A 17,377-nucleotide genomic window follows, 5' to 3' on the forward strand; every position below is an offset into this window, starting at 1 on the left:
GGCACCCCCGGGCCTCGGGCGCGGCTCAGGCGTCGGCCGCGACCCGATCGAGCTTCTGGCTGATCACCGTCGAGACGCCGTCGCCGCGCATCGAGACCCCGTAGAGCGCGTCCGCGACCTCCATGGTGCGCTTCTGGTGCGTGATCACGATCAGCTGGCTCGACTCGCGCAGTTCCTCGAAGATCGTGATGAGGCGGCCCAGGTTCGTGTCGTCGAGCGCGGCTTCCACCTCGTCCATGACGTAGAAGGGCGAGGGGCGCGCCTTGAAGATCGCCACGAGCAGGGCCACGGCGGTCAAGGAGCGCTCCCCTCCGGAGAGCAGGGAGAGCCGCTTGATCTTCTTCCCGGCGGGCCTGGCCTCGACCTCGATGCCGGTTGAGAGGAGGTCGTCGGGGTCCGTGAGCACGAGCCGCCCCTCCCCTCCCGGGAAGAGGCGACCGAACACCCTCTCGAACTGCACCGACGTGTCCGCGAACGCCTCCGCGAAGACCCGCTGCACACGCTCGTCCACCTCGGCGATGATCTGCAGGAGGTCCTTGCGGCTCTTCTGGAGGTCGTCGAGCTGGGTCGCGAGGAAGCGGTGCCGTTCCTCGAGGGCCGCGAACTCCTCGAGCGCGAGCGGGTTGACCTTGCCGAGCGCGGCGAGATCCCGCTCCGCCTTCTTCAGCCGCTTCTCCTGCTCGGCCCGCACGAACGGCACACCGGCCTCTACGGGCTCGCCTTCGCCGTCGACCTCGACGCGCAGGGCTGCCCACTTGTCCCCGCCGTCCTCCTGGGGGACGGGGACGGAGCGGTGGGGCCCGAAGTCGCGGATGAGCTCCTCGGCGCCGAGGCCGAGCTCGTCCACGGCACGCTCCGCGAGGGCCTCGAGGCGGAGCCGCTGCTCCGCCCTCGCGAGCTCGTCGCGATGGGCTGCATCGTTGAGGCCAGCGAGTTCACGGGTGAGCTCGGCATTGCGGGCGCGCAGCGAGGCGAGCCGTGCATCCAGCTCGGCACGCGCCGCCTCGGCCTCGTCCCGGGTCCCGGCCGCCTCGTCCACAGCGCGGTCCATGCGGGACAGCCCCCTCCGCGCGGCCTCGGCCACGGACCCGGCTTGAGCCGCCTCCCGTGCGCGGCGCTCCGCGCGCCGCCTCGCCTCCTCGGCCGCCCTTCGCTCGGACTCGGCGGCACGCTCGAGGGACTGGACGCGGGCCTGAAGCGACCGGTGCTGCTCCTCTGCGGCCCTCAGTGCCAGGCGGGCCTCGAGCTCCCGCGCGCGGGAGGCCGCGGCTTCAGTCTGGAGGCGGTCGCGGTCGCCCGAATCCGGCTCCTGCGCGTCCTGCGAGTCCTCGGCCAGCTCGAGCCGCTCGACCGCCGCCTCGAGCGCGACCTGCTCCACGTCCAACTGGGCCTGCGCGGCCGCGAGGGCGGCCCGCTGCCTCTCCTCCTCGGCTGCGGTGCCGCGCAGCTGGGTGCCGAGGGCGGCGAGCTTCTCGGCGACGGCGGCGAACCGCGCGTCCGAGTCGTTGAGGGCGGACAGGGCGGCGTCCGCGCGCTCGCGGGCCTCCCGCTCCCGCTCCTGGGCACCGGAGAGCGCGAACCCGCAGCGCTCATACTCTGCCTGAGCGGCCGCCAGCGCCTCGCGCGCGGCCTCGAGCAGCCCCTGAAGCTCGATCGTCGAGGGGGCCGACGACGATCCGCCGCGCATGCCCGCCGCGGTGACCAGATCGCCGTCGTACGTCACCGCCACGAGCTCGGGGTGCTCGGCGGTGAGCGCCGCCGCCTCGGCGAGCGTGCGCACGACGACGGCCTGCCGCAGCAGGTGCGCGAGCGCCCCCCGGACACGCGGGTCGGGGGTGACGGCCTCGACGAGCCAGGACGCCCCCTCAGGGAGCGCGTTGCGCTCGGGCCCAGCAATAGCGCCGGCCTGGTGGGGACCTGCTGGCGCGGGCGCAGGGTCCGCGCCAGAGACGGGGTGGAGCAGGGCAGCTTGGCCGCCCTCCTCCGTCCGGAGCGACTCGAGCGCGTCCCGCGCCGCATCCGGCCCGTCCATGGCAAGGCCCTCGGCGAACGGGCCGAGCACGGCGGCGGCAGCGGCCTCGAAGCCGGGCTCCACCCGCACGAGATCGGACACCCTGCCCAGGACGCCACGCGCCGAGGCCGCGACCGTTCCGGTGGCGTCGCGGTCCTTGAAGCCAGCCTGCAGTGCCTCGATCCGGGCCTCCTGCGCCTGCTTCGCCGCGGCAGCCCTGCGCCGGCGCTCGAGCAGCGCCTCACGCTCTGCCTCGGCCTCGGCGAGCTGCGCGGCAGCCTCCTCATACGCGGTGTCGAGGTCTTCCTCGCCCGCCTCGACGCCGGCGATCTGGTTCTCGAGGGCGGTGTAGTCGCTCTCGGCCGCCCGCTGGCGCTCCGCGGCGCCCGCGAGATTCTCGCGCAGCCGCCCGATCTCACCCTCGGCGGCCTCCACGCGGCTCCGCACCGCAGCAACCTGGCCCGCCAGGCGCGCGAGGCCCTCGCGGCGGTCCGCCTGCGCCCTCAAAAGCGCCGTGTGCCTGCGGTCCTCGGCGGTGGCCGCCCCCTCCGCCGCGACCCGCGCCTCCTCGGCCTCGGCCAGGGCCTCGGCCCTCATCTCGACGGTGTCGGCCGTGGCCTCGAGCTCGAGCCTGAGGTCGTCGGCCTGTCGCTGGAGCGCCTCGGGGTCCCTGCCGCGCATCGGTGCTTCCGAGGACCCCAGGAGCCGCCGGCGTTCCTCGGCGAGCGAGCCGAGGGCCCGGAGGCGCTCCCGGCCCTGCGAGAGCCGATACCACGTCTCGCGGGCGGAGTTCACGCGGGGGGTGGCCGCGGCGGCGGAGCGCTCGGCCTCGGCCTGGTCGCGCTGGCCGGCGTCGAGCTCGGCCTGCACCGCCTTCCGGCGCGCGTCCAGGGCGCCGTGGTCCGCTTCCTCCTGCTCCATCGCCGTGCGGAGCGTCACCAGGTCGTCTGCGAGGAGCCGTGCCCGCGCATCGCGGACGTCGGCCTGGATGGTCTGTGCGCGCCGCGCGACCCGGGCCTGCCTGCCGAGGGGGCCCAGCTGCCGGCGCAGCTCCGCGGTGAGGTCTCCGAGGCGCGACAGGTTGGCCTGCATGGCCTCGAGCTTGCGGACGGTGCGCTCCTTGCGGCGCCGGTGCTTGAGGATGCCCGCAGCCTCCTCGATGAAGCCGCGGCGGTCCTCAGGGGTGGCGTGGAGGACGCGGTCGAGCTGGCCCTGGCCCACGATCACATGCATCTCGCGGCCCAGGCCCGAGTCGGACAGGAGTTCCTGGATGTCCAGGAGGCGGCACGGGCTGCCGTTGATGGCGTACTCGGAGCCCCCGGCACGGAAGAGCGTGCGGGATATCGTCACCTCCGCGTACTCGATGGGGAGCGCGCCGTCCGCGTTGTCGATCGTGAGGGAGACGTGCGCGCGCCCCAGCGGAGGGCGGCCGGCCGTCCCGGCGAAGATGACGTCCTCCATCTTGCCGCCGCGCAGCGTCTTGGCGCCCTGCTCGCCCATGACCCACGCGAGCGCGTCCACCACGTTGGACTTGCCGGAGCCGTTCGGGCCGACGACGGCCGTCACCCCCGGCTCGAACTCGAAGGTGGTGGCCGAGGCGAAGGACTTGAAGCCCCGGATCGTCAGCGTCTTAAGGTGCAAGGGTCCGCCGGCCTCCTCTCGTGTCGCTCATTGTGCCACCGGGCACCGACAGAACCGGCGCTACCAGCGGGCGTTGCGCGGAACGGGCTGGCAGCGGGTGCAGCGGTACGAGGACCGGTTCATGAACTGCTCCCGCACGATGACGCCCGCTCTGCCCTCCGCGGCGCACCGGCGGCACGGCTGGCCCGCACGGCCGTAGGCGTCGAGGGAACGGGAGAAGTAGCCGGAGGCGCCGTTGACGTTCACATACAGCGAGTCGAAGCTTGTGCCCCCCGCCTCGAGCGCTCGGTCCATGACGTCCCGCACGGCGCCGACCAGGCGGGCCGTCTCGGGCCGGCGCAGCGTGTCGGTGGGCCGGGCGTAGTGGAGCCCCGCGCCCCAGAGGGCCTCGTCCGCATAGATGTTGCCGATCCCGGAGACGAGTCCCTGGTCAAGCAGGGCGCGCTTGATCCCCGTGCGCCGCGACCGCAGCCGGGCGTGGAACTGGTCCACGTCGAACAGCGGATCCAGAGGATCGCGGGCAATGTGCGCTACCTCTGCGGGGACGAGCGGGCGGGGGGATTCCGAGCGGCCGCCCGGGCCGCCGTCGTGCGTCGGGACAAGAGGCACCACCGCGAGGCCGCCGAAGATGCGCTGGTCCACGAAGCGGAGTTCACCGGGCATGCCGTCAGCCTCGCTGAGGGAAAGCCGGACCTTGAGGTGCTTCTCCACCGGCTGCCCCGCGTCCTCGACAAGGAGCTGGCCGCTCATGCCGAGGTGCGCCAGGAGCGCGGTGTGCGGCACGTACTCGGGGCACGCGGGCTGGTCGTCCGGGCCCGCGAGGGGCATCCACAGGTACTTGCCGCGCCGCACGGCGTCCAGGACGAGTGCTCCCTCGAGCTGTCCAGCGAAGTCCTGGGGGCCGAGGAGATGGCGGCGCACGGAGCGGGGGTCGAGGACGCGCACGGACTCGATGCTGCGCCCGGCGACCCAGGCGGCGAGCCCACGGCGGACCACCTCGACCTCGGGGAGTTCGGGCATCTCAGCCGAGCTGCAGGGGGGCGGATCCGGCAGTCTGCGGCCCCGTGCCGTCGGGAACGGGTACGAGAACCCTCCACGCGTTCGCGGCGGACTGCTGCTCGGCTTCCTTCTTGGAGTTGCCTGTTCCAGTGCCGTACGGGGTGCCGCCGATGAGCAGCGTGGCCGTGTAGACCCGGGCGTGGTCCGGCCCCTCACCCACCACGGCGTAGTGGATGGCGCCGAGCTGGCGCGCCGCAGCGAGTTCCTGGATGTGCGTCTTCCAGTCGGTGCCGGCACCGAGGACCGCGGCGTCCGCGAGGAGCGGCGAGACGAGCCCGACGACGAACTGCCGCGCCGCCTCGAGACCGCCCGAGAGGAAGGACGCACCGATGAGCGCTTCCATGGTGTCCGCGAGGATCGAGGACTTGTTCTTCCCTCCGGTCACCTTCTCGCCCTGGCCGAGGAGGATGAAGTCCCCCACGCCGAGGCGGCGGGCAATCGAGGCCAGGGCCCTCGTGCTGACGACGGCGGCACGGCGCTTGGCGAGGTCGCCCTCGCTCAGGTCGGGGTACTCCCGGTAGAGCAGCTCGGTCACGGAGAAGCCGAGGATCGAGTCGCCGAGGAACTCGAGGCGCTCGTTGGTCGGGATTCCGCCGTTCTCGTAGGCGTAGGAGCGGTGTGTCAGGGCAAGACGAAGCGTCTCGGCGTCGATGTCGACGCCGAGACGCTTCAGAAGCTCGTCATGAGGATTCATGCGCGAGGACTGCCGGATCAGACGTCGGCGACCTTGCGGCCCTTGTACTCAAGGAAGAGCTCGGTACCGGCGGAGTCGGTGACAACCTTGGCCTGGTGCGGCAGGCTGTAGGTCACGCGGCCGTTCTCGACAGTCTTGACCAGGGTCGGAACCGAGGCCTTCCACTGCGAGCGGCGGGCGCGGGTATTCGAGCGAGACATCTTCCGCTTGGGAACAGCCACGACTAACTCATTTCTCTAAAGTGCCAACACTTACTCATCGTCACGCCGGTCTGGCTTTGCCAGATCTGCCAAGGCAGCCCACCGGGGGTCGACGACCTCATGGTGGTGCCCCGGCTCGTCCGCGAGGCGCACTCCGCATTCGGAGCACAGGCCTTCGCAGTCGTCCCGGCACACCGGCTGGAACGGCAGCAGGGGTACTACTGCGTCCCGCAACACCGGCTCAAGATCGATGGAATCGTGCTCGACTCGACGTTGCTCTTCATCGTCTTCTCCATCCGAGAAGCCCATGCCCTCGAAGAAGAAAAGCTCTTGCACCTCGGTGTCGAGTCCGTACTCGATGGGATCCAGGCACCGGCCACACTCGCCCGTCACCATGACGTGCGCTGTCCCCGAGACCAGGATCCCCTCGTGCACCGACTCGAACTTCAGGTCCAGATCCACGGGGGATCCTTCCCTGACTCCGATCAGCGCCACACCGAGGTCCCTCGGTGCTGGTACATGCTCTTCAAGGGTCCGCATAGTCCCCGGGCTCCGCCCGAGGTCCTTGACGTCGAACATCAAAGGCGAACGTGCTTCGCGCTTAATGAGAACTCCTGTAGAACATAGACCGACACACCATCGTAGCCGCTGTGGCGGCAAGCCCCAAAACGGAGCGCCCCAGCCTCGGGCCGACGGCGTGCTGCTGGCTGTGCCCGTCCATTCTATGCCCTTGCCGGCGTGCGGACCGGGACCTCAGCGCTCGGGGCGCGTCTCGGCGAGCCGGACGAGAACCGACCGCGGAACGTACTCCGACACGTCGCCGCCGAGGTCGTGGACCTCCTTGATGAGGGTCGAGGACAAGTGCACGTAGTGGGCCTCCGCGGGGAGGAACACCGTCTCGACGCCCGTGAGCTGCCGGTTCATGATCGCCATGGGCAGCTCGTAGTCGAAGTCCGAGGAGGAGCGGAGCCCCTTGACGATCGCGCTGGCTCCGCGCTCGCGGCAGTACTCGGCGAGGAGTCCTTCCCCCATCGGCTCGACAAGGATCCCGCTGATCGCCCCGAGGGTCCGCCGCGCCATGGTGAGGCGCTCCTCGAGCCCGAACCTGTACTTCTTCGCGTAGTTGGTCGAGACGGCAACGATGACCTCGTCGAAGAGGTTGGCGGCGCGCGCGATCACCTCGAGGTGCCCATTGTGGATGGGATCGAAGGAGCCAGGGCACACCGCGCGTCGCATACGGCCAACATACTGCATGCCCTCAGGGCTGGCGGGTCCCGACGCCGGGCGCGGCTAGCATGGGCGGATGAGTACCCGAGAGCAGCACTCGGCGTGGCGGCGCACGGCTGCCGGAGCCAACCTCCTCGGCCCGGACGGCACCCTGGGCGTGACGATCTTCGAGGAGATGACCGCCCTTGCGGTGCGCCACGGCGCCATCAACCTGGGCCAGGGGTTCCCGGACGAGGACGGTCCGGCAGAGATGGCCGAGGCCGCCCGTGCGGCGATCCTCGGGGGCGCCAACCAGTACGCGCCCGGCCAGGGCATCCCGCGGCTGCGGGAAGCCGTCGCCGCACACCAGGAGCGCTTCTACGGGATCGCGGTGGACCCCTGGCGCGAGGTCATCGTCACCACCGGCGCGACCGAAGGCATCGCGGCGGCCGTCCTGGCCCTCGCCGGTCCTGGCGACGAAGTCCTCACCTTCGAGCCGTTCTACGACTCCTACGGGGCCATGATCGCCCTCGCCGGCGCCGAGCACGTGACCGTCCCACTCCACGCGCCGCACTTCCAGCCCGACCTGGCTGAGCTCGAGGCCGCCTTCGGCCCGAGGACGCGGCTCGTCATCGTGAACAACCCGCACAATCCGACCGGTGCGGTGTTCGGTCCACAGGTGCTCGGCCGGATCGTCGAGCTCGCCGAGGCGCACGACGCCGTGATCGTCACCGATGAGGTGTACGAGCACCTCGTCTTCGGCGCACCCCATGTGCCCGTCGCTTCTCTTCCGAGAGCGGCGGAGCGCACGCTCACCGTCTCCTCGGCGGGGAAGACCTTTTCCTTCACCGGCTGGAAGGTCGGCTGGGTCGCGGGCCCCGAGGAACTCGTGGCGAGGGTGCGGACGATCAAGCAGTTCCTCACCTACAGTTCGGGCACGCCGTTCCAGGAGGCCGTGGCCCTCGGACTCGGCTATCCGGACGAGTTCTTCCACGGGATCGCCCGCGCCCTCGCCGCCAAACGGGACATCCTCGCCGAGGGCCTGCGGTCCGCCGGCCTGGAGGTGTACGTCCCGGAAGGCACGTACTTCATCACCGCGGACACGGCTCCGCTGGGGTTCGACGACGCGCTGGACCTCGCGCGCAGGCTCCCAGAGCTCATCGGGGTGGCGGCGATCCCGGTCTCCGTGTTCTGCCACGACGACGGCGCGCGCCGCACGCGCTCGCTGCTCCGGTTCGCGTTCTGCAAGAAGGAGCCGCTCCTGGCCGAGGCGGCCGCACGGCTCTCCCGGCTCTCGGACCTCGTGTGAGCAGCTCCAGGCGGCCGTCCGGGGCCGGCGGCCAAGGGCCCGGGGGCACGCGCTACCTGCGGGGCATCGGGGCACATGCGGGCGTCGCGCCGGACGAGCATGTCGACGGCGCCTACGTCCTCGCCATCGGGGGTGCCGAGCAGTCGCATGTCGACCTCGGGGACCCGACCCACGTGTTCTACGCGTACCTGCGCCGCATCGCGAACGTCGTGGACATGGTGGCGCCTCCTGGCGAGCCGATCCGCGCCCTGCACCTCGGGGCGGGCGCGCTCACCCTTGCGCGGTACATCGAGGCGACGCGGCCCGGCTCGGTGCAGGCCGCCGTCGAGCTCGAGCGGGAGCTCGCGGACTTCGTCCTCGAGAGGCTTCCCCTGGCCCCCGGCACGGACCTGTCGGTGCATCTCGGGGACGCGCGCTGGGCGCTGCCTGAGGTGGCCGCCCGCGGACCGTTCGACGCCGTGGTGCTCGACATCTTCTCCGGGCCTGCCGCGCCGGAGCACATCGCCCACCGCGACTTCTACGCCGAGGCCGCCGGACTCCTGTCCGACCGCGGAGCACTTCTGGTCAACATCGGCGACGACCCTCCCTTGAGCCTCGTGCGCTCGCAGCTGGCAGCGATGCGGTCGGTCTTCACCGAGGTCGCCGCCCTCGCCGAGCCCGAGATGTTCACGGGCCGGTTCCCCGGCAACATCGTGGCTGTCGGCCTGCAGCAGCCGTGGCCGCAGGAGTGGACCGCGGCCCTGACCGCGGCCGGGCCGCACCCGACCCTCCTGGCGAGGGGGACGGATCTCGATGCGCTGGCCGGCTGACGGGACGGTGGAGCTCAGCTCGCGAGCTTCTGCTCCGCCAGCCGCTTGACCCATTCGGGCGTGGGCCGCTTGAGCCGCTCGTCCAGCACCACACGGAGCTTGGCGGCGGCGATCTGGACGCGCCGGTCCGAGGCCGACCGCCGCTCCGGCGCCGGCTCTTCGGGAAGCTGCTCGGCGTCTCCGGGGACGGCCTCGTGCTTGCTCACCAGCGTCTCCTCTCCCAAGGGGTACCCCTCCAGTATCACGCCGAGCGGGCCGCCCAGTCCATGAACGCCTCGCGCCGTCATCGCGGGTGCCAAGCGCCGTCGTCGTCCGGGCCTGCATCGTCGCCGAGCTCCTCGTCGAGCCCGGCCTCCTCCGCCTCGGCGATGGGCTCGACCCAGACGGAGTCCAGGAGCTCGAGCTCTTCGTCGCTCGCGATGAGGTCGCTCTTCGCGAGGCTCGCGAGCACCATTGTGCCCATCACGGCCAGCTGGGCGTCCTGGGACACCGACGCCTCGAGGGCCCATTCAGCACGGCGCCAGAACTCTGCCCGCCGGTCCGAGTAGGACCGCTGGCGGAGGGTGCGCAGGCCCACGATCGCCGCGACGACCGCGGCCGCGAGCGTGCCCACGGGGGCGAGCGCGGCCACGATTTCCCACCAGTGTGGGTCCGGGGCCACCGCGTCGGCCGCTGTCCGGAGCACCGCCGGCGGCTGCGCCGCAAGGAGCAGTCCCGGAATCGCCCCTGAGAACGTCATGAGGCCACGCTACCGTCGGCCTCCGACACTTCAGGCTCCGCGAACCACAGGCGGGTCTCGCCGTACTTGCGGTCCGCATAGTGCGTGAGGCCGCGCGGCCAGGCGGGCTCGGGCGAGCGGGCGGAGCGCTCCACGACGACGAGCGCGTCCCCGGCCAGATGGGGAGCCAGTGCCTCGAGCACGCGGGACAGCTGCTCCTCCCCCAAGGGGTATGGCGGATCCATGAACACGAGGTCCCAGTGCCTGCCCTCAATCGTCGAGTCGAGGAACGAGCCGACCTTGCCCCGGTGCACCGTCACCGCCCGGCGTCCCACCGCGTCGTTGACAGTGCGTGCATTGCGCTGGCACACCCCCACCGCCTTCGCGTCCGCTTCGACGAGCTCGGCAGTCGAGGCTCCCCGGCTCACCGCCTCGACCCCCAGCGCACCCGAGCCGGCGTAGAGGTCCAGGACCCGCGCGCGCGAGAGCATCCCGAGTGCCTCGAGGCGGGAGAACAGCGCTTCCTTGACCCGGTCGGTCGTGGGGCGGGTCCCCGAGCCGGGCACCGAGGCAAGGGGTGTTCCGCCGCAGATCCCGGCGATGATCCTGCTCACAGGGCCACCCGAACTGTCTCAGCCACGCTCGAGGAACACCTCCTTCTCGGGTTCGAGGTACGCGTCGATGGCATCCCGCAGGGCGGGGTGGCTCTCCAGTCCGGGATCCTCCGCGACGATCGCGAGGGCGTCCCCCCGGGCACGCTCGATGACGTCCGCGTCGCGCAGCACGCGCAGCAGCCGCAGTGTGGAGCGGCGGCCGGACTGCGTCGCACCGAGGATGTCCCCTTCGCGGCGGTTTTCGAGGTCCTTCTGCGCGAGGACGAATCCGTCGGTGCTCGCGGCCACAGCGTCCAGGCGGGCCCTGCTCGGGTGCCCAGGCTCGAGCGAGGTCACGAGGAGGCATGTCCCGGGGTGGCCACCGCGGCCCACCCGCCCTCGGAGCTGATGCAGCTGGGCGATCCCGAAGCGGTCCGCGTCGAGGATCACCATGAGCGTGGCGTTCGGCACGTCCACCCCGACCTCGACGACCGTCGTCGCAACGAGCAGGTCGGTCGCACCGGAGGCGAAGGCGTCCATCGCCGCGCTCTTCTCAGCCGAGTCCAGGCGTCCGTGGAGCACGCCGAGGCGCGTCCCATCCAGAGCGTGCTCCCCCGTGAGCTGGGCGAGCACCGCAGTGACCGAGGCGGCGGGGCGCCGTTCCTGCCCGGCGCCGGAGGCGGACCCGCCCGGCGGTGCCTCGTCGAGCGGCTCGAGGTCGCCCTCATCCTCGCCGGACTCGCCGATGGTGGGGCATACGACGTACACCTGCCGCCCGGCGTCGATCTCCTCCCGAGCCCGTTCCCAGATGCGCCGCGCCCACGACGGGTTCTCGAGCAGGCCCACCACGTGGGTGGCGATCGGCGCCCGGCCCGCCGGAAGCTCCCGGAGCAGAGAGGTCTCAAGATCGCCGAATACAGTCATCGCCACAGTGCGCGGTATGGGCGTGGCCGTCATGACCAGCAGGTGCGGGGTGGCTAGGCTCTTGGCGCGCAGGGCGTCGCGCTGCTCGACCCCGAAACGGTGCTGCTCGTCCACCACCACGAGGCCGAGGTCGGCGAACTGGACGTTCTCCGACAGGAGCGCGTGAGTGCCCACAACGATTCCGGCCTCACCGCTCGCGGCCGCGAGGAGGGAACGCCGGCGTTCGCCACCGCTCTGCCCGCCCGTGAGCAGGACTACCTCGACGCCGTCGTCTGCTCCGAGGAGCCCCTCGCGCGCGAGGGGACCGAGCGTGCGCCGAATGGACTCGAAGTGCTGGGCCGCGAGCACCTCGGTGGGGGCGAGGAGCGCCGCCTGGCCGCCGTCATCGACCACCTGGAGCATCGCGCGCAGGGCCACGACCGTCTTGCCCGAGCCGACCTCTCCCTGCAGGAGCCGGTTCATGGGATGGTCGGCGGCGAGCTCGGCCGCAAGCGTCTCCCCCACCTGCCTCTGCCCGTCCGTGAGCGTGAACGGCAGCCGCGCGTCGAACGCTTCGAGCAGGCCGCCGCGCCGGGCCGGGCTGGGCCGCGAGGGCAGCAGTGAGTGCTGTGCCTTCCGGCGCGCGAGGGCTGTCTGCAGGACGAGGGCCTCCTCGTACTGGAACCGCCGACGCGCCGCTGCCCACTCCTGCGCCGTGGCGGGAATGTGGATCATCCGGTACGCCTCCGCGATCCCGGGAAGCCGGTACTGGGCCCGCAGCGACGCGGGCAGCGGGTCCGTCAATGCCTCGAGGTCCAGCTGTCCCAGGAGGGTGGCGACGGACTGGGCGATCTTCCAGCTCGGCAGCTTGGCGGTGGCAGGGTAGACGGGGATGGGCCGGTCCGCGAGCTCCTCCGCGCTCGCGTCCGTGCCGGAGGCCTCGTCGAGGAGGACATAGTCGGGATTGGTCAGCTGCAGGCGGCCGCGATACGCGCCGACCCGGCCCGAGAACATGGCGACCGTGCCCGGAGTGAGCTGCCTGGCCGCGGCGAAGCTGTTGAAGAACGTCAGGCTGATCGTGTCCAGCGCCCCGTCGAGCCCGTCGCTGACGATGACCTCCGTGATGCGGCCCTTCCGGGTCGCCATGGCGCGGCTCGTCACCTTCACAACACGGGCCAGCAGTGTCACGTCCGTGTCGATCGGCAGCTCGGCGATGCGGGTCAGTTCGCCGCGTTCTGCGTAGCGGCGGGGGAAGTAGTCGAGGAGCTCGCCGGCGAGGGTGATCCCCAGGTGGTCCTTGAGCTTCTTGGCCGAGGCCCCTCCGAGGAGCCGGGCCAGATCGGTCATACGGTCAGCGGGCACGCCGGTTCTCCTGCGCGAAGTCGCCCGCACCGCCTGCGGGTGCGTCTTCCGAACGGAGCTCCGTGAGCGCAACCCGCTCGGGCTCGCCGACCCCACGGATCAGCTCGAGGGCAGCGTCCGGGTCTGTGACATGGACGTGCACCCTCCACCTGCACAGGCCGGCCGCGTCGTCGAAGGCTCCGACGGGGCTCATGATGACCGACTCCCCCACCTCATCGAGGCGCTGGCGCAGGCTCGCCGCGTCCAGCGGGCTGAGCTGGATCGTGCACATGATCTCGACGCCCTCGGCCTCGGGCTGGTCCGCGGTGATGTAGGGGTCCTGGATCCTGAATCCGTGGAGCGCCTCGAGGGCCTCCTCCGCGATCCCGTCGCCCAGGACGGCCCCCCGGAGTGCCGCGAGCACCAGCAGCAGGCCCACACCGCCGGCGTCGACCACCCGTGCCGACGCGAGCACCCCGAGCTGGCCCTCGGTCGCCACCACAGCACCAGCGGCGGCCTCGAGCGCTCCGTCCAGGGCCGCACGCAGAGCGACGTTGCTGTCATCATTCCCTGCTGCCCCGCAGGCGCTCGCCGCGCCGTCCGCAGCCGCCTCCAGAACGGAGAGCATCGTGCCGCCCACGGGCTCGCTGAGCGCGGACCAGGCCCGGATCTGGGCGCGGTGGAGGGCCCGGGCGAGCAGAGGGCCGCTGAGTCGGGGATGGCCCGCGAGCGCGGCGGCGAAGGCATCGAGGAACACGGCGAAGAGCGTTCCCGAATTGCCCCATGCCTCTTCCATGGCAGCCTGGCCTGCCGCACCCAGCACCTCTCCGAGGTCAGTGCCCTCGGTCGCCGCCGCCGCTGTGGCCGCGACCCGCACCGTGTGGTAGAGGTTCGTGCCGGTGTCCCCGTCCGCGACGGGGAAGATGTTGATCGCGTTGAGACGGTCGCTGTGGTTGGCCAGCGCCGTCTCGGCGTCGCCGAGCCAGCGGCGCATCGCGGCGGCGTTCGAGGCGATCTTAACGTGCAAAGTGATCCCATCCACTCGGTTGCGCAGGCCGCCCGGCGACGGCTACCCCGCCCGGGCCGCCCGCCGCCGGCACCACCGAGCCTATCGCAGCGAACCCCCGCGGCAGCTGTGAGGCGGGTGGAAAGGCGGCAAGGAGTCCGTGGTCCTCTCCCCCGCCGAGCACCCAGGCGAGCGGGTCCGCGCCGAGGACTCCGGCCGGCTCGGACAGGAGCGCCGCGCGCGCCCGCAGGGAGGGCTCGTCGAGGTCGAGAACGACGCCGCTGGCCCGGCCCAGGCGGTCCCCGTCCTTCAGGAGCCCATCCGAGAGGTCCATGAGCGCGCTGGCGCCGGCCTTGGCCGCCGCAGGCCCGGCAGCGAGCGGGGGCCACGGGCGGCAATGGAAGCGCACCGCCTCGCGCAGGGCCGGTCCGAGGTCGCCGTACCGCGGCCCGTGCTCGAGGAGGGAGAGCCCGGCGGCCGCCGTTCCGAGCCGGCCGGCGATCGCCACCGTGTCCCCAGGACGTGCGCCAGAACGCAGCACCGGCGGCCGCCCCTCGAGCGACCCCAGCACGGTAACGGTCACGGACAGCTCGCTGCCGCGCCCGAGGTCGCCTCCGGCCACGGTGCAGCCGGGCGCTCCGAGCGCGCGGATCGCCTCGACGAGACCATCGGCCAGGTCATCGACCCAGACCGCCTCGGTCTGCGGCGGGAGCGTCAGGCTCACGACCATGCCCGTCGCGACAGCACCCATGGCGTTGATGTCGCTGAGGTTCTGGGCCGCGGCCTTCCACCCGACGTCCGCGCCGCTGCTCCGGTAGCCGTTGGGCCAGAGGAGCCGGAAGTCCTGGCCCTCGGTCTGGGTGTCCGTGCTCACGACGACCCGGCCGTCGGGCGCGGCGATCACCGCGGCGTCGTCGCCGGGACCGAGGATCGGATCGCCGAGCCCTGCCAGCCGGGGGAAGATGCGGTCGAGGAGTTCTCCCTCGCTCAGGTCGCCCACGCGGGGCTGGAGTCGTGGGGAATCGGTCACAGGCCCAAGCGTATCCGCCCCCACGCCCGCGAAGAGGCCCGTCCTGCAGGGGTAGGCTGGAACGGCCCCCTCCCCCGGAGAAGAGAAGCATGCCCGCACGCCGTCAGCACCCCGTCTCCCGCCTCCTTGCCCCAACGGCCGCGGTGGCCGTCGCCACGCTCCTGGCCGGGTGCTCCTCGGCCGTCACCGTCCAGCCGGCCGCGGATGCCGCGAACCCGGCCTGCGCGCCCGTGATGCTCGCCCTGCCGGACACGCTTGGCGACGCCGCCATCCGCACCACCACGAGCCAGGCCACCGCCGCGTGGGGCGACCCCTCCGCGGTCGTGCTCCGCTGCGGCGTCGCGTCCCCCGGCCCTACCACCGACCGGTGCGTGAGCGTCAATGGCGTGGACTGGGTGATCAAGGAGGACGGGCCGTCCTCCGACGGGGCGACGACGCCCGCCCCGCAACCCTCAGGCGAACCCTCGGGCCAGACGGGCGCCCAGCAGGACAGCGGCACGTACACGCTCACGACGTTCGGCCGCTCGCCGGCCGTCGAGCTGCTGCTGGATGCCGGGCGGATCAGCTCCGCGACGGTGCTCGCGAGCCTCTCGCCTGCAGTCTCGAAGATCCCCGCCACGCGCCACTGCGTCGGGCAGGCTGACCTCGCGACACTGGGCGCGGGGGGCTGACCTCCCGGCCTCCTGCCCCGCGGTGCCCGTGGGCCCGGCGTCCCTCTAGCGCAGGCCGGTGGGCCGGGCCAGGGCGAGCTGGATGAGCTCGTCGATGAGCTCGCGGTAGCCGATCCCCGTGGCCGCCCACATCGCCGGGTACATGCTGATCGGGGTGAATCCGGGCATGGTGTTGATCTCGTTGATCACGAACTCGCCCTCGGGCGTGTAGAAGAAGTCCACCCGGGAGAGGCCCTCGGCCGAGACGGCGTCAAACGCTGTGGCCGCGAGGGCCCGGACGCGGTCGATGGCCTCCTGCGGGAGGTCGGCCGGGCACGAGAGCGAGGCGGCGTCGTTCTCGACGTACTTCGCCTCGAAGTCGTAGAAGGTGTGGGTGCCGCCCTGGACCACGATCTCGCCGGGCAGCGAGGTCCGCGGGGCATCGCAGCCACGGCCCTCGAGCACGCCGCACTCGATCTCGCGGCCCACGATCGCAGCCTCGATGACCAGCCGGAGGTCGTGCCGGCGAGCCTCCGCGACCGCGGCGTCCAGCCCTTCCGGGCCATCGACCCTCGTGATGCCGACTGACGAGCCGGCGCGGCACGGCTTGACGAATACCGGGTACCCGAGACGGCCGACGGCGTCGCGCACCGCCTGGGGATCACGGCGCCACTCCTTGTCGGTCACCGTGACGTAGGGGCCGACGGCGAGCCCGGCGGCCTCGAATGCGACCTTCATGAAGTGCTTGTCCATGCCCACGGCCGAGGCGAGCACACCCGCACCCACATACCTCACATCCGCGAGCTCGAGGAGGCCCTGCACCGTGCCGTCCTCCCCGAAGGCACCGTGCAGGAGCGGGAAGACGACGTCGACGTCACCGAGCTCGCGCGGGACCTGGTTGGGCTCGGTGACCACGAGGCGTGCGGCACCGTCGGACTCCGCAAGGCGCACCGTGGCCTCACTCGGCTCGACCCGCGGCTGGTGCCCTGTGTTGAGCGCCCACTGGTGCCAGTCGCCTTGGGAGAGGACCCACTGGCCATCGCGGGTGATCCCGATGGGCACCACCTCGTACTTCTCGGGATCGATCGCACCCATGACGCCCGCGGCGGTCACGCAGCTCACGGCGTGCTCGCTCGAGCGCCCGCCGAAGAGGAGGGCCACACGCGTCTTGCGGTTCGAGGTGTCTGTCACGCTTCTAGTCGCCTTCTGATTTGAGCTGCCGCGCGAGCAGCAGGGGTTCGAGCTGGTCTACCGGGAGCTGGCCCCTCAGGACGGCCACAACGCCCGCGGTGATCGGCATGTCCACGCCATGCCGCTTGGCCAGCTCCAGGACGACGGCCGCGGACTTGATGCCCTCGGCCGTCTGGGTCATGCGCTCCCCCACCTCGTCCACCGAGAGACCCTGGCCGAGGAGCCGGCCCGCCGTGTGGTTGCGGGAGAGCTTGGACGAGCAGGTGGCCACCAGGTCGCCGAGGCCCGCGAGGCCGGACATGGTGGTGAGGTCGCCGCCAAGCGCAATCGCGAGCCGCGTGGTCTCAGCGAGGCCGCGGGTGATGACGGTGGCCTTCGTGTTGTCGCCCATCTCCTTGCCCTCGCACATGCCGACGGCCAGCGCGATCACGTTCTTCACGATCCCGCCGATCTCGACGCCGATCACGTCCGTGCTCATGTAGGGGCGGAAGTACGGGGCGGTGGAGGACTCGGCGATCCACTGCGCGGTCTCGTGGTCGGAGCAGGCCACGACGGCGCCCGTGGGCTGGGACCGGGCGATCTCCATCGCGAGGTTGGGCCCCGAGAGCACCGCGATCTGGCGCCGCGGGAGCCCGGTGAGCTCGGCGATGACCTCGCTCATCGTCTTGTCGGTGCCGATCTCGAGGCCCTTCATGAGGGAGAGCACGACGGCGTCGCGCGGCACGTGCGCGCCCCATGCGGCCAGCTGTCCGCGCAGCGACTGGGCCGGAACGGCCAGCACGACCAGCTGGGCGCCCTCAAGGGCCTCTGCCGGGTCGGTAGTGGCGGTGATGCACTCGGGCAGCACGGCGTCGTCGAGGTACTTCGTGTTCCGGTGGCCAGCGATGTCAGCGACCACCTCGGGGCTGCGGCCCCACACGCGGATGATGCGCTCGGCGTCGTGGCTCGCCGCGGCGTCTCCCAGGACCTTCGCGAACGTGGTCCCCCAGCTTCCCGCTCCCATGACGGCGACCCTC

17 protein-coding genes are annotated in these 17,377 nt (G+C 71.9%); 3 read left to right on the forward strand and 14 right to left on the reverse strand.

Annotation, left to right across the window (positions count from 1 at the left end; translation table 11 throughout):
* Positions 1-25: 25 nt before the first annotated feature.
* The 6 genes from smc to coaD form a co-directional block, all read right to left on the reverse strand.
* Positions 26-3,652 (reverse strand): chromosome segregation protein SMC, encoded by a 3,627-nt coding sequence (gene smc / locus IE231_RS04725; protein ID WP_189692795.1) that lies wholly within the window; start codon positions 3,650-3,652, stop codon positions 26-28.
* 60 nt (positions 3,653-3,712) lie between these two features.
* Positions 3,713-4,672: a bifunctional DNA-formamidopyrimidine glycosylase/DNA-(apurinic or apyrimidinic site) lyase gene (gene mutM / locus IE231_RS04730; protein WP_189692796.1), complete on the reverse strand. Its 960-nt coding sequence runs from the start codon at positions 4,670-4,672 to the stop codon at positions 3,713-3,715.
* Between the two features lies 1 nt (position 4,673).
* Positions 4,674-5,405: a ribonuclease III gene (gene rnc / locus IE231_RS04735; protein WP_189692797.1), complete on the reverse strand. Its 732-nt coding sequence runs from the start codon at positions 5,403-5,405 to the stop codon at positions 4,674-4,676.
* 17 nt (positions 5,406-5,422) lie between these two features.
* Positions 5,423-5,626 carry a 50S ribosomal protein L32 gene (gene rpmF, locus IE231_RS04740; protein WP_066498296.1) on the reverse strand — a complete coding sequence of 68 codons (204 nt, stop codon included), beginning with the start codon at positions 5,624-5,626 and terminating at the stop codon, positions 5,423-5,425.
* A gap of 30 nt (positions 5,627-5,656) precedes the next feature.
* Entirely contained in the window at positions 5,657-6,187 is a 531-nt protein-coding gene (locus IE231_RS04745; RefSeq protein WP_189692798.1) for a YceD family protein, read from the reverse strand.
* Between the two features lie 171 nt (positions 6,188-6,358).
* Positions 6,359-6,841, reverse strand: a complete 483-nt coding sequence (coaD, locus tag IE231_RS04750; RefSeq protein WP_189692799.1) for a pantetheine-phosphate adenylyltransferase — start codon at positions 6,839-6,841, stop codon at positions 6,359-6,361.
* Positions 6,842-6,908: 67 nt separating this feature from the next.
* On the opposite strand from coaD, the gene IE231_RS04755 reads away from it, so the two are divergent.
* Both IE231_RS04755 and IE231_RS04760 read left to right on the forward strand, forming a co-directional pair.
* On the forward strand, positions 6,909-8,120 hold the full coding sequence (locus tag IE231_RS04755; RefSeq protein WP_189692800.1) for an aminotransferase class I/II-fold pyridoxal phosphate-dependent enzyme: 1,212 nt from the start codon (positions 6,909-6,911) through the stop codon (positions 8,118-8,120).
* Positions 8,117-8,929, forward strand: coding sequence for a spermidine synthase (locus tag IE231_RS04760; RefSeq protein ID WP_189692801.1), 813 nt, complete (start codon positions 8,117-8,119; stop codon positions 8,927-8,929). Before IE231_RS04755 ends, IE231_RS04760 begins: the two co-directional genes overlap by 4 nt.
* A 14-nt stretch (positions 8,930-8,943) precedes the next feature.
* Here IE231_RS04760 and IE231_RS04765 read toward each other — a convergent pair whose 3' ends face one another.
* The 6 genes from IE231_RS04765 to IE231_RS04790 form a co-directional block, all read right to left on the reverse strand.
* On the reverse strand, positions 8,944-9,135 hold the full coding sequence (locus tag IE231_RS04765; protein ID WP_189692802.1) for a hypothetical protein: 192 nt from the start codon (positions 9,133-9,135) through the stop codon (positions 8,944-8,946).
* A gap of 77 nt (positions 9,136-9,212) precedes the next feature.
* On the reverse strand, positions 9,213-9,668 hold the full coding sequence (locus tag IE231_RS04770; RefSeq protein ID WP_189692803.1) for a hypothetical protein: 456 nt from the start codon (positions 9,666-9,668) through the stop codon (positions 9,213-9,215).
* Positions 9,665-10,261, reverse strand: a complete 597-nt coding sequence (gene rsmD, locus IE231_RS04775; RefSeq protein WP_189692804.1) for a 16S rRNA (guanine(966)-N(2))-methyltransferase RsmD — start codon at positions 10,259-10,261, stop codon at positions 9,665-9,667. Before rsmD ends, IE231_RS04770 begins: the two co-directional genes overlap by 4 nt.
* An 18-nt stretch (positions 10,262-10,279) precedes the next feature.
* Positions 10,280-12,490 carry an ATP-dependent DNA helicase RecG gene (locus IE231_RS04780; RefSeq protein WP_189692979.1) on the reverse strand — a complete coding sequence of 737 codons (2,211 nt, stop codon included), beginning with the start codon at positions 12,488-12,490 and terminating at the stop codon, positions 10,280-10,282.
* Positions 12,491-12,494: 4 nt separating this feature from the next.
* Positions 12,495-13,478 (reverse strand): DAK2 domain-containing protein, encoded by a 984-nt coding sequence (locus IE231_RS04785; protein WP_189692980.1) that lies wholly within the window; start codon positions 13,476-13,478, stop codon positions 12,495-12,497.
* 22 nt (positions 13,479-13,500) lie between these two features.
* Positions 13,501-14,520, reverse strand: a complete 1,020-nt coding sequence (locus IE231_RS04790; protein WP_189692805.1) for a thiamine-phosphate kinase — start codon at positions 14,518-14,520, stop codon at positions 13,501-13,503.
* A gap of 89 nt (positions 14,521-14,609) precedes the next feature.
* Between IE231_RS04790 and IE231_RS04795 the strand changes: the two genes are divergently transcribed.
* Positions 14,610-15,191 carry a DUF3515 family protein gene (locus IE231_RS04795; RefSeq protein WP_189692806.1) on the forward strand — a complete coding sequence of 194 codons (582 nt, stop codon included), beginning with the start codon at positions 14,610-14,612 and terminating at the stop codon, positions 15,189-15,191.
* 45 nt (positions 15,192-15,236) lie between these two features.
* Here IE231_RS04795 and IE231_RS04800 read toward each other — a convergent pair whose 3' ends face one another.
* Positions 15,237-16,361 carry a D-alanine--D-alanine ligase family protein gene (locus tag IE231_RS04800; RefSeq protein ID WP_189692807.1) on the reverse strand — a complete coding sequence of 375 codons (1,125 nt, stop codon included), beginning with the start codon at positions 16,359-16,361 and terminating at the stop codon, positions 15,237-15,239.
* A gap of 4 nt (positions 16,362-16,365) precedes the next feature.
* Positions 16,366-17,364, reverse strand: coding sequence for an NAD(P)H-dependent glycerol-3-phosphate dehydrogenase (locus tag IE231_RS04805; RefSeq protein WP_189692981.1), 999 nt, complete (start codon positions 17,362-17,364; stop codon positions 16,366-16,368).
* Positions 17,365-17,377: the final 13 nt, after the last annotated feature.

The sequence above is a fragment of the Sinomonas cellulolyticus genome (genome assembly GCF_014656475.1).
GTDB lineage: Bacteria > Actinomycetota > Actinomycetes > Actinomycetales > Micrococcaceae > Sinomonas > Sinomonas cellulolyticus.

Coding starts and splice junctions, on each gene's coding strand:
- mutM (WP_189692796.1), bottom strand. CDS start 4,672: ATGCCCGAACTCCCCGAGGTCGAGGTGGTCCGCCGTGGGCTCGCCGCC.
- rnc (WP_189692797.1), bottom strand. CDS start 5,405: ATGAATCCTCATGACGAGCTTCTGAAGCGTCTCGGCGTCGACATCGAC.
- coaD (WP_189692799.1), bottom strand. CDS start 6,841: ATGCGACGCGCGGTGTGCCCTGGCTCCTTCGATCCCATCCACAATGGG.
- IE231_RS04755 (WP_189692800.1), top strand. CDS start 6,909: ATGAGTACCCGAGAGCAGCACTCGGCGTGGCGGCGCACGGCTGCCGGA.
- IE231_RS04770 (WP_189692803.1), bottom strand. CDS start 9,668: ATGACGTTCTCAGGGGCGATTCCGGGACTGCTCCTTGCGGCGCAGCCG.
- IE231_RS04780 (WP_189692979.1), bottom strand. CDS start 12,490: ATGACCGATCTGGCCCGGCTCCTCGGAGGGGCCTCGGCCAAGAAGCTC.
- IE231_RS04785 (WP_189692980.1), bottom strand. CDS start 13,478: ATGCGCCGCTGGCTCGGCGACGCCGAGACGGCGCTGGCCAACCACAGC.
- IE231_RS04795 (WP_189692806.1), top strand. CDS start 14,610: ATGCCCGCACGCCGTCAGCACCCCGTCTCCCGCCTCCTTGCCCCAACG.
- IE231_RS04805 (WP_189692981.1), bottom strand. CDS start 17,364: ATGGGAGCGGGAAGCTGGGGGACCACGTTCGCGAAGGTCCTGGGAGAC.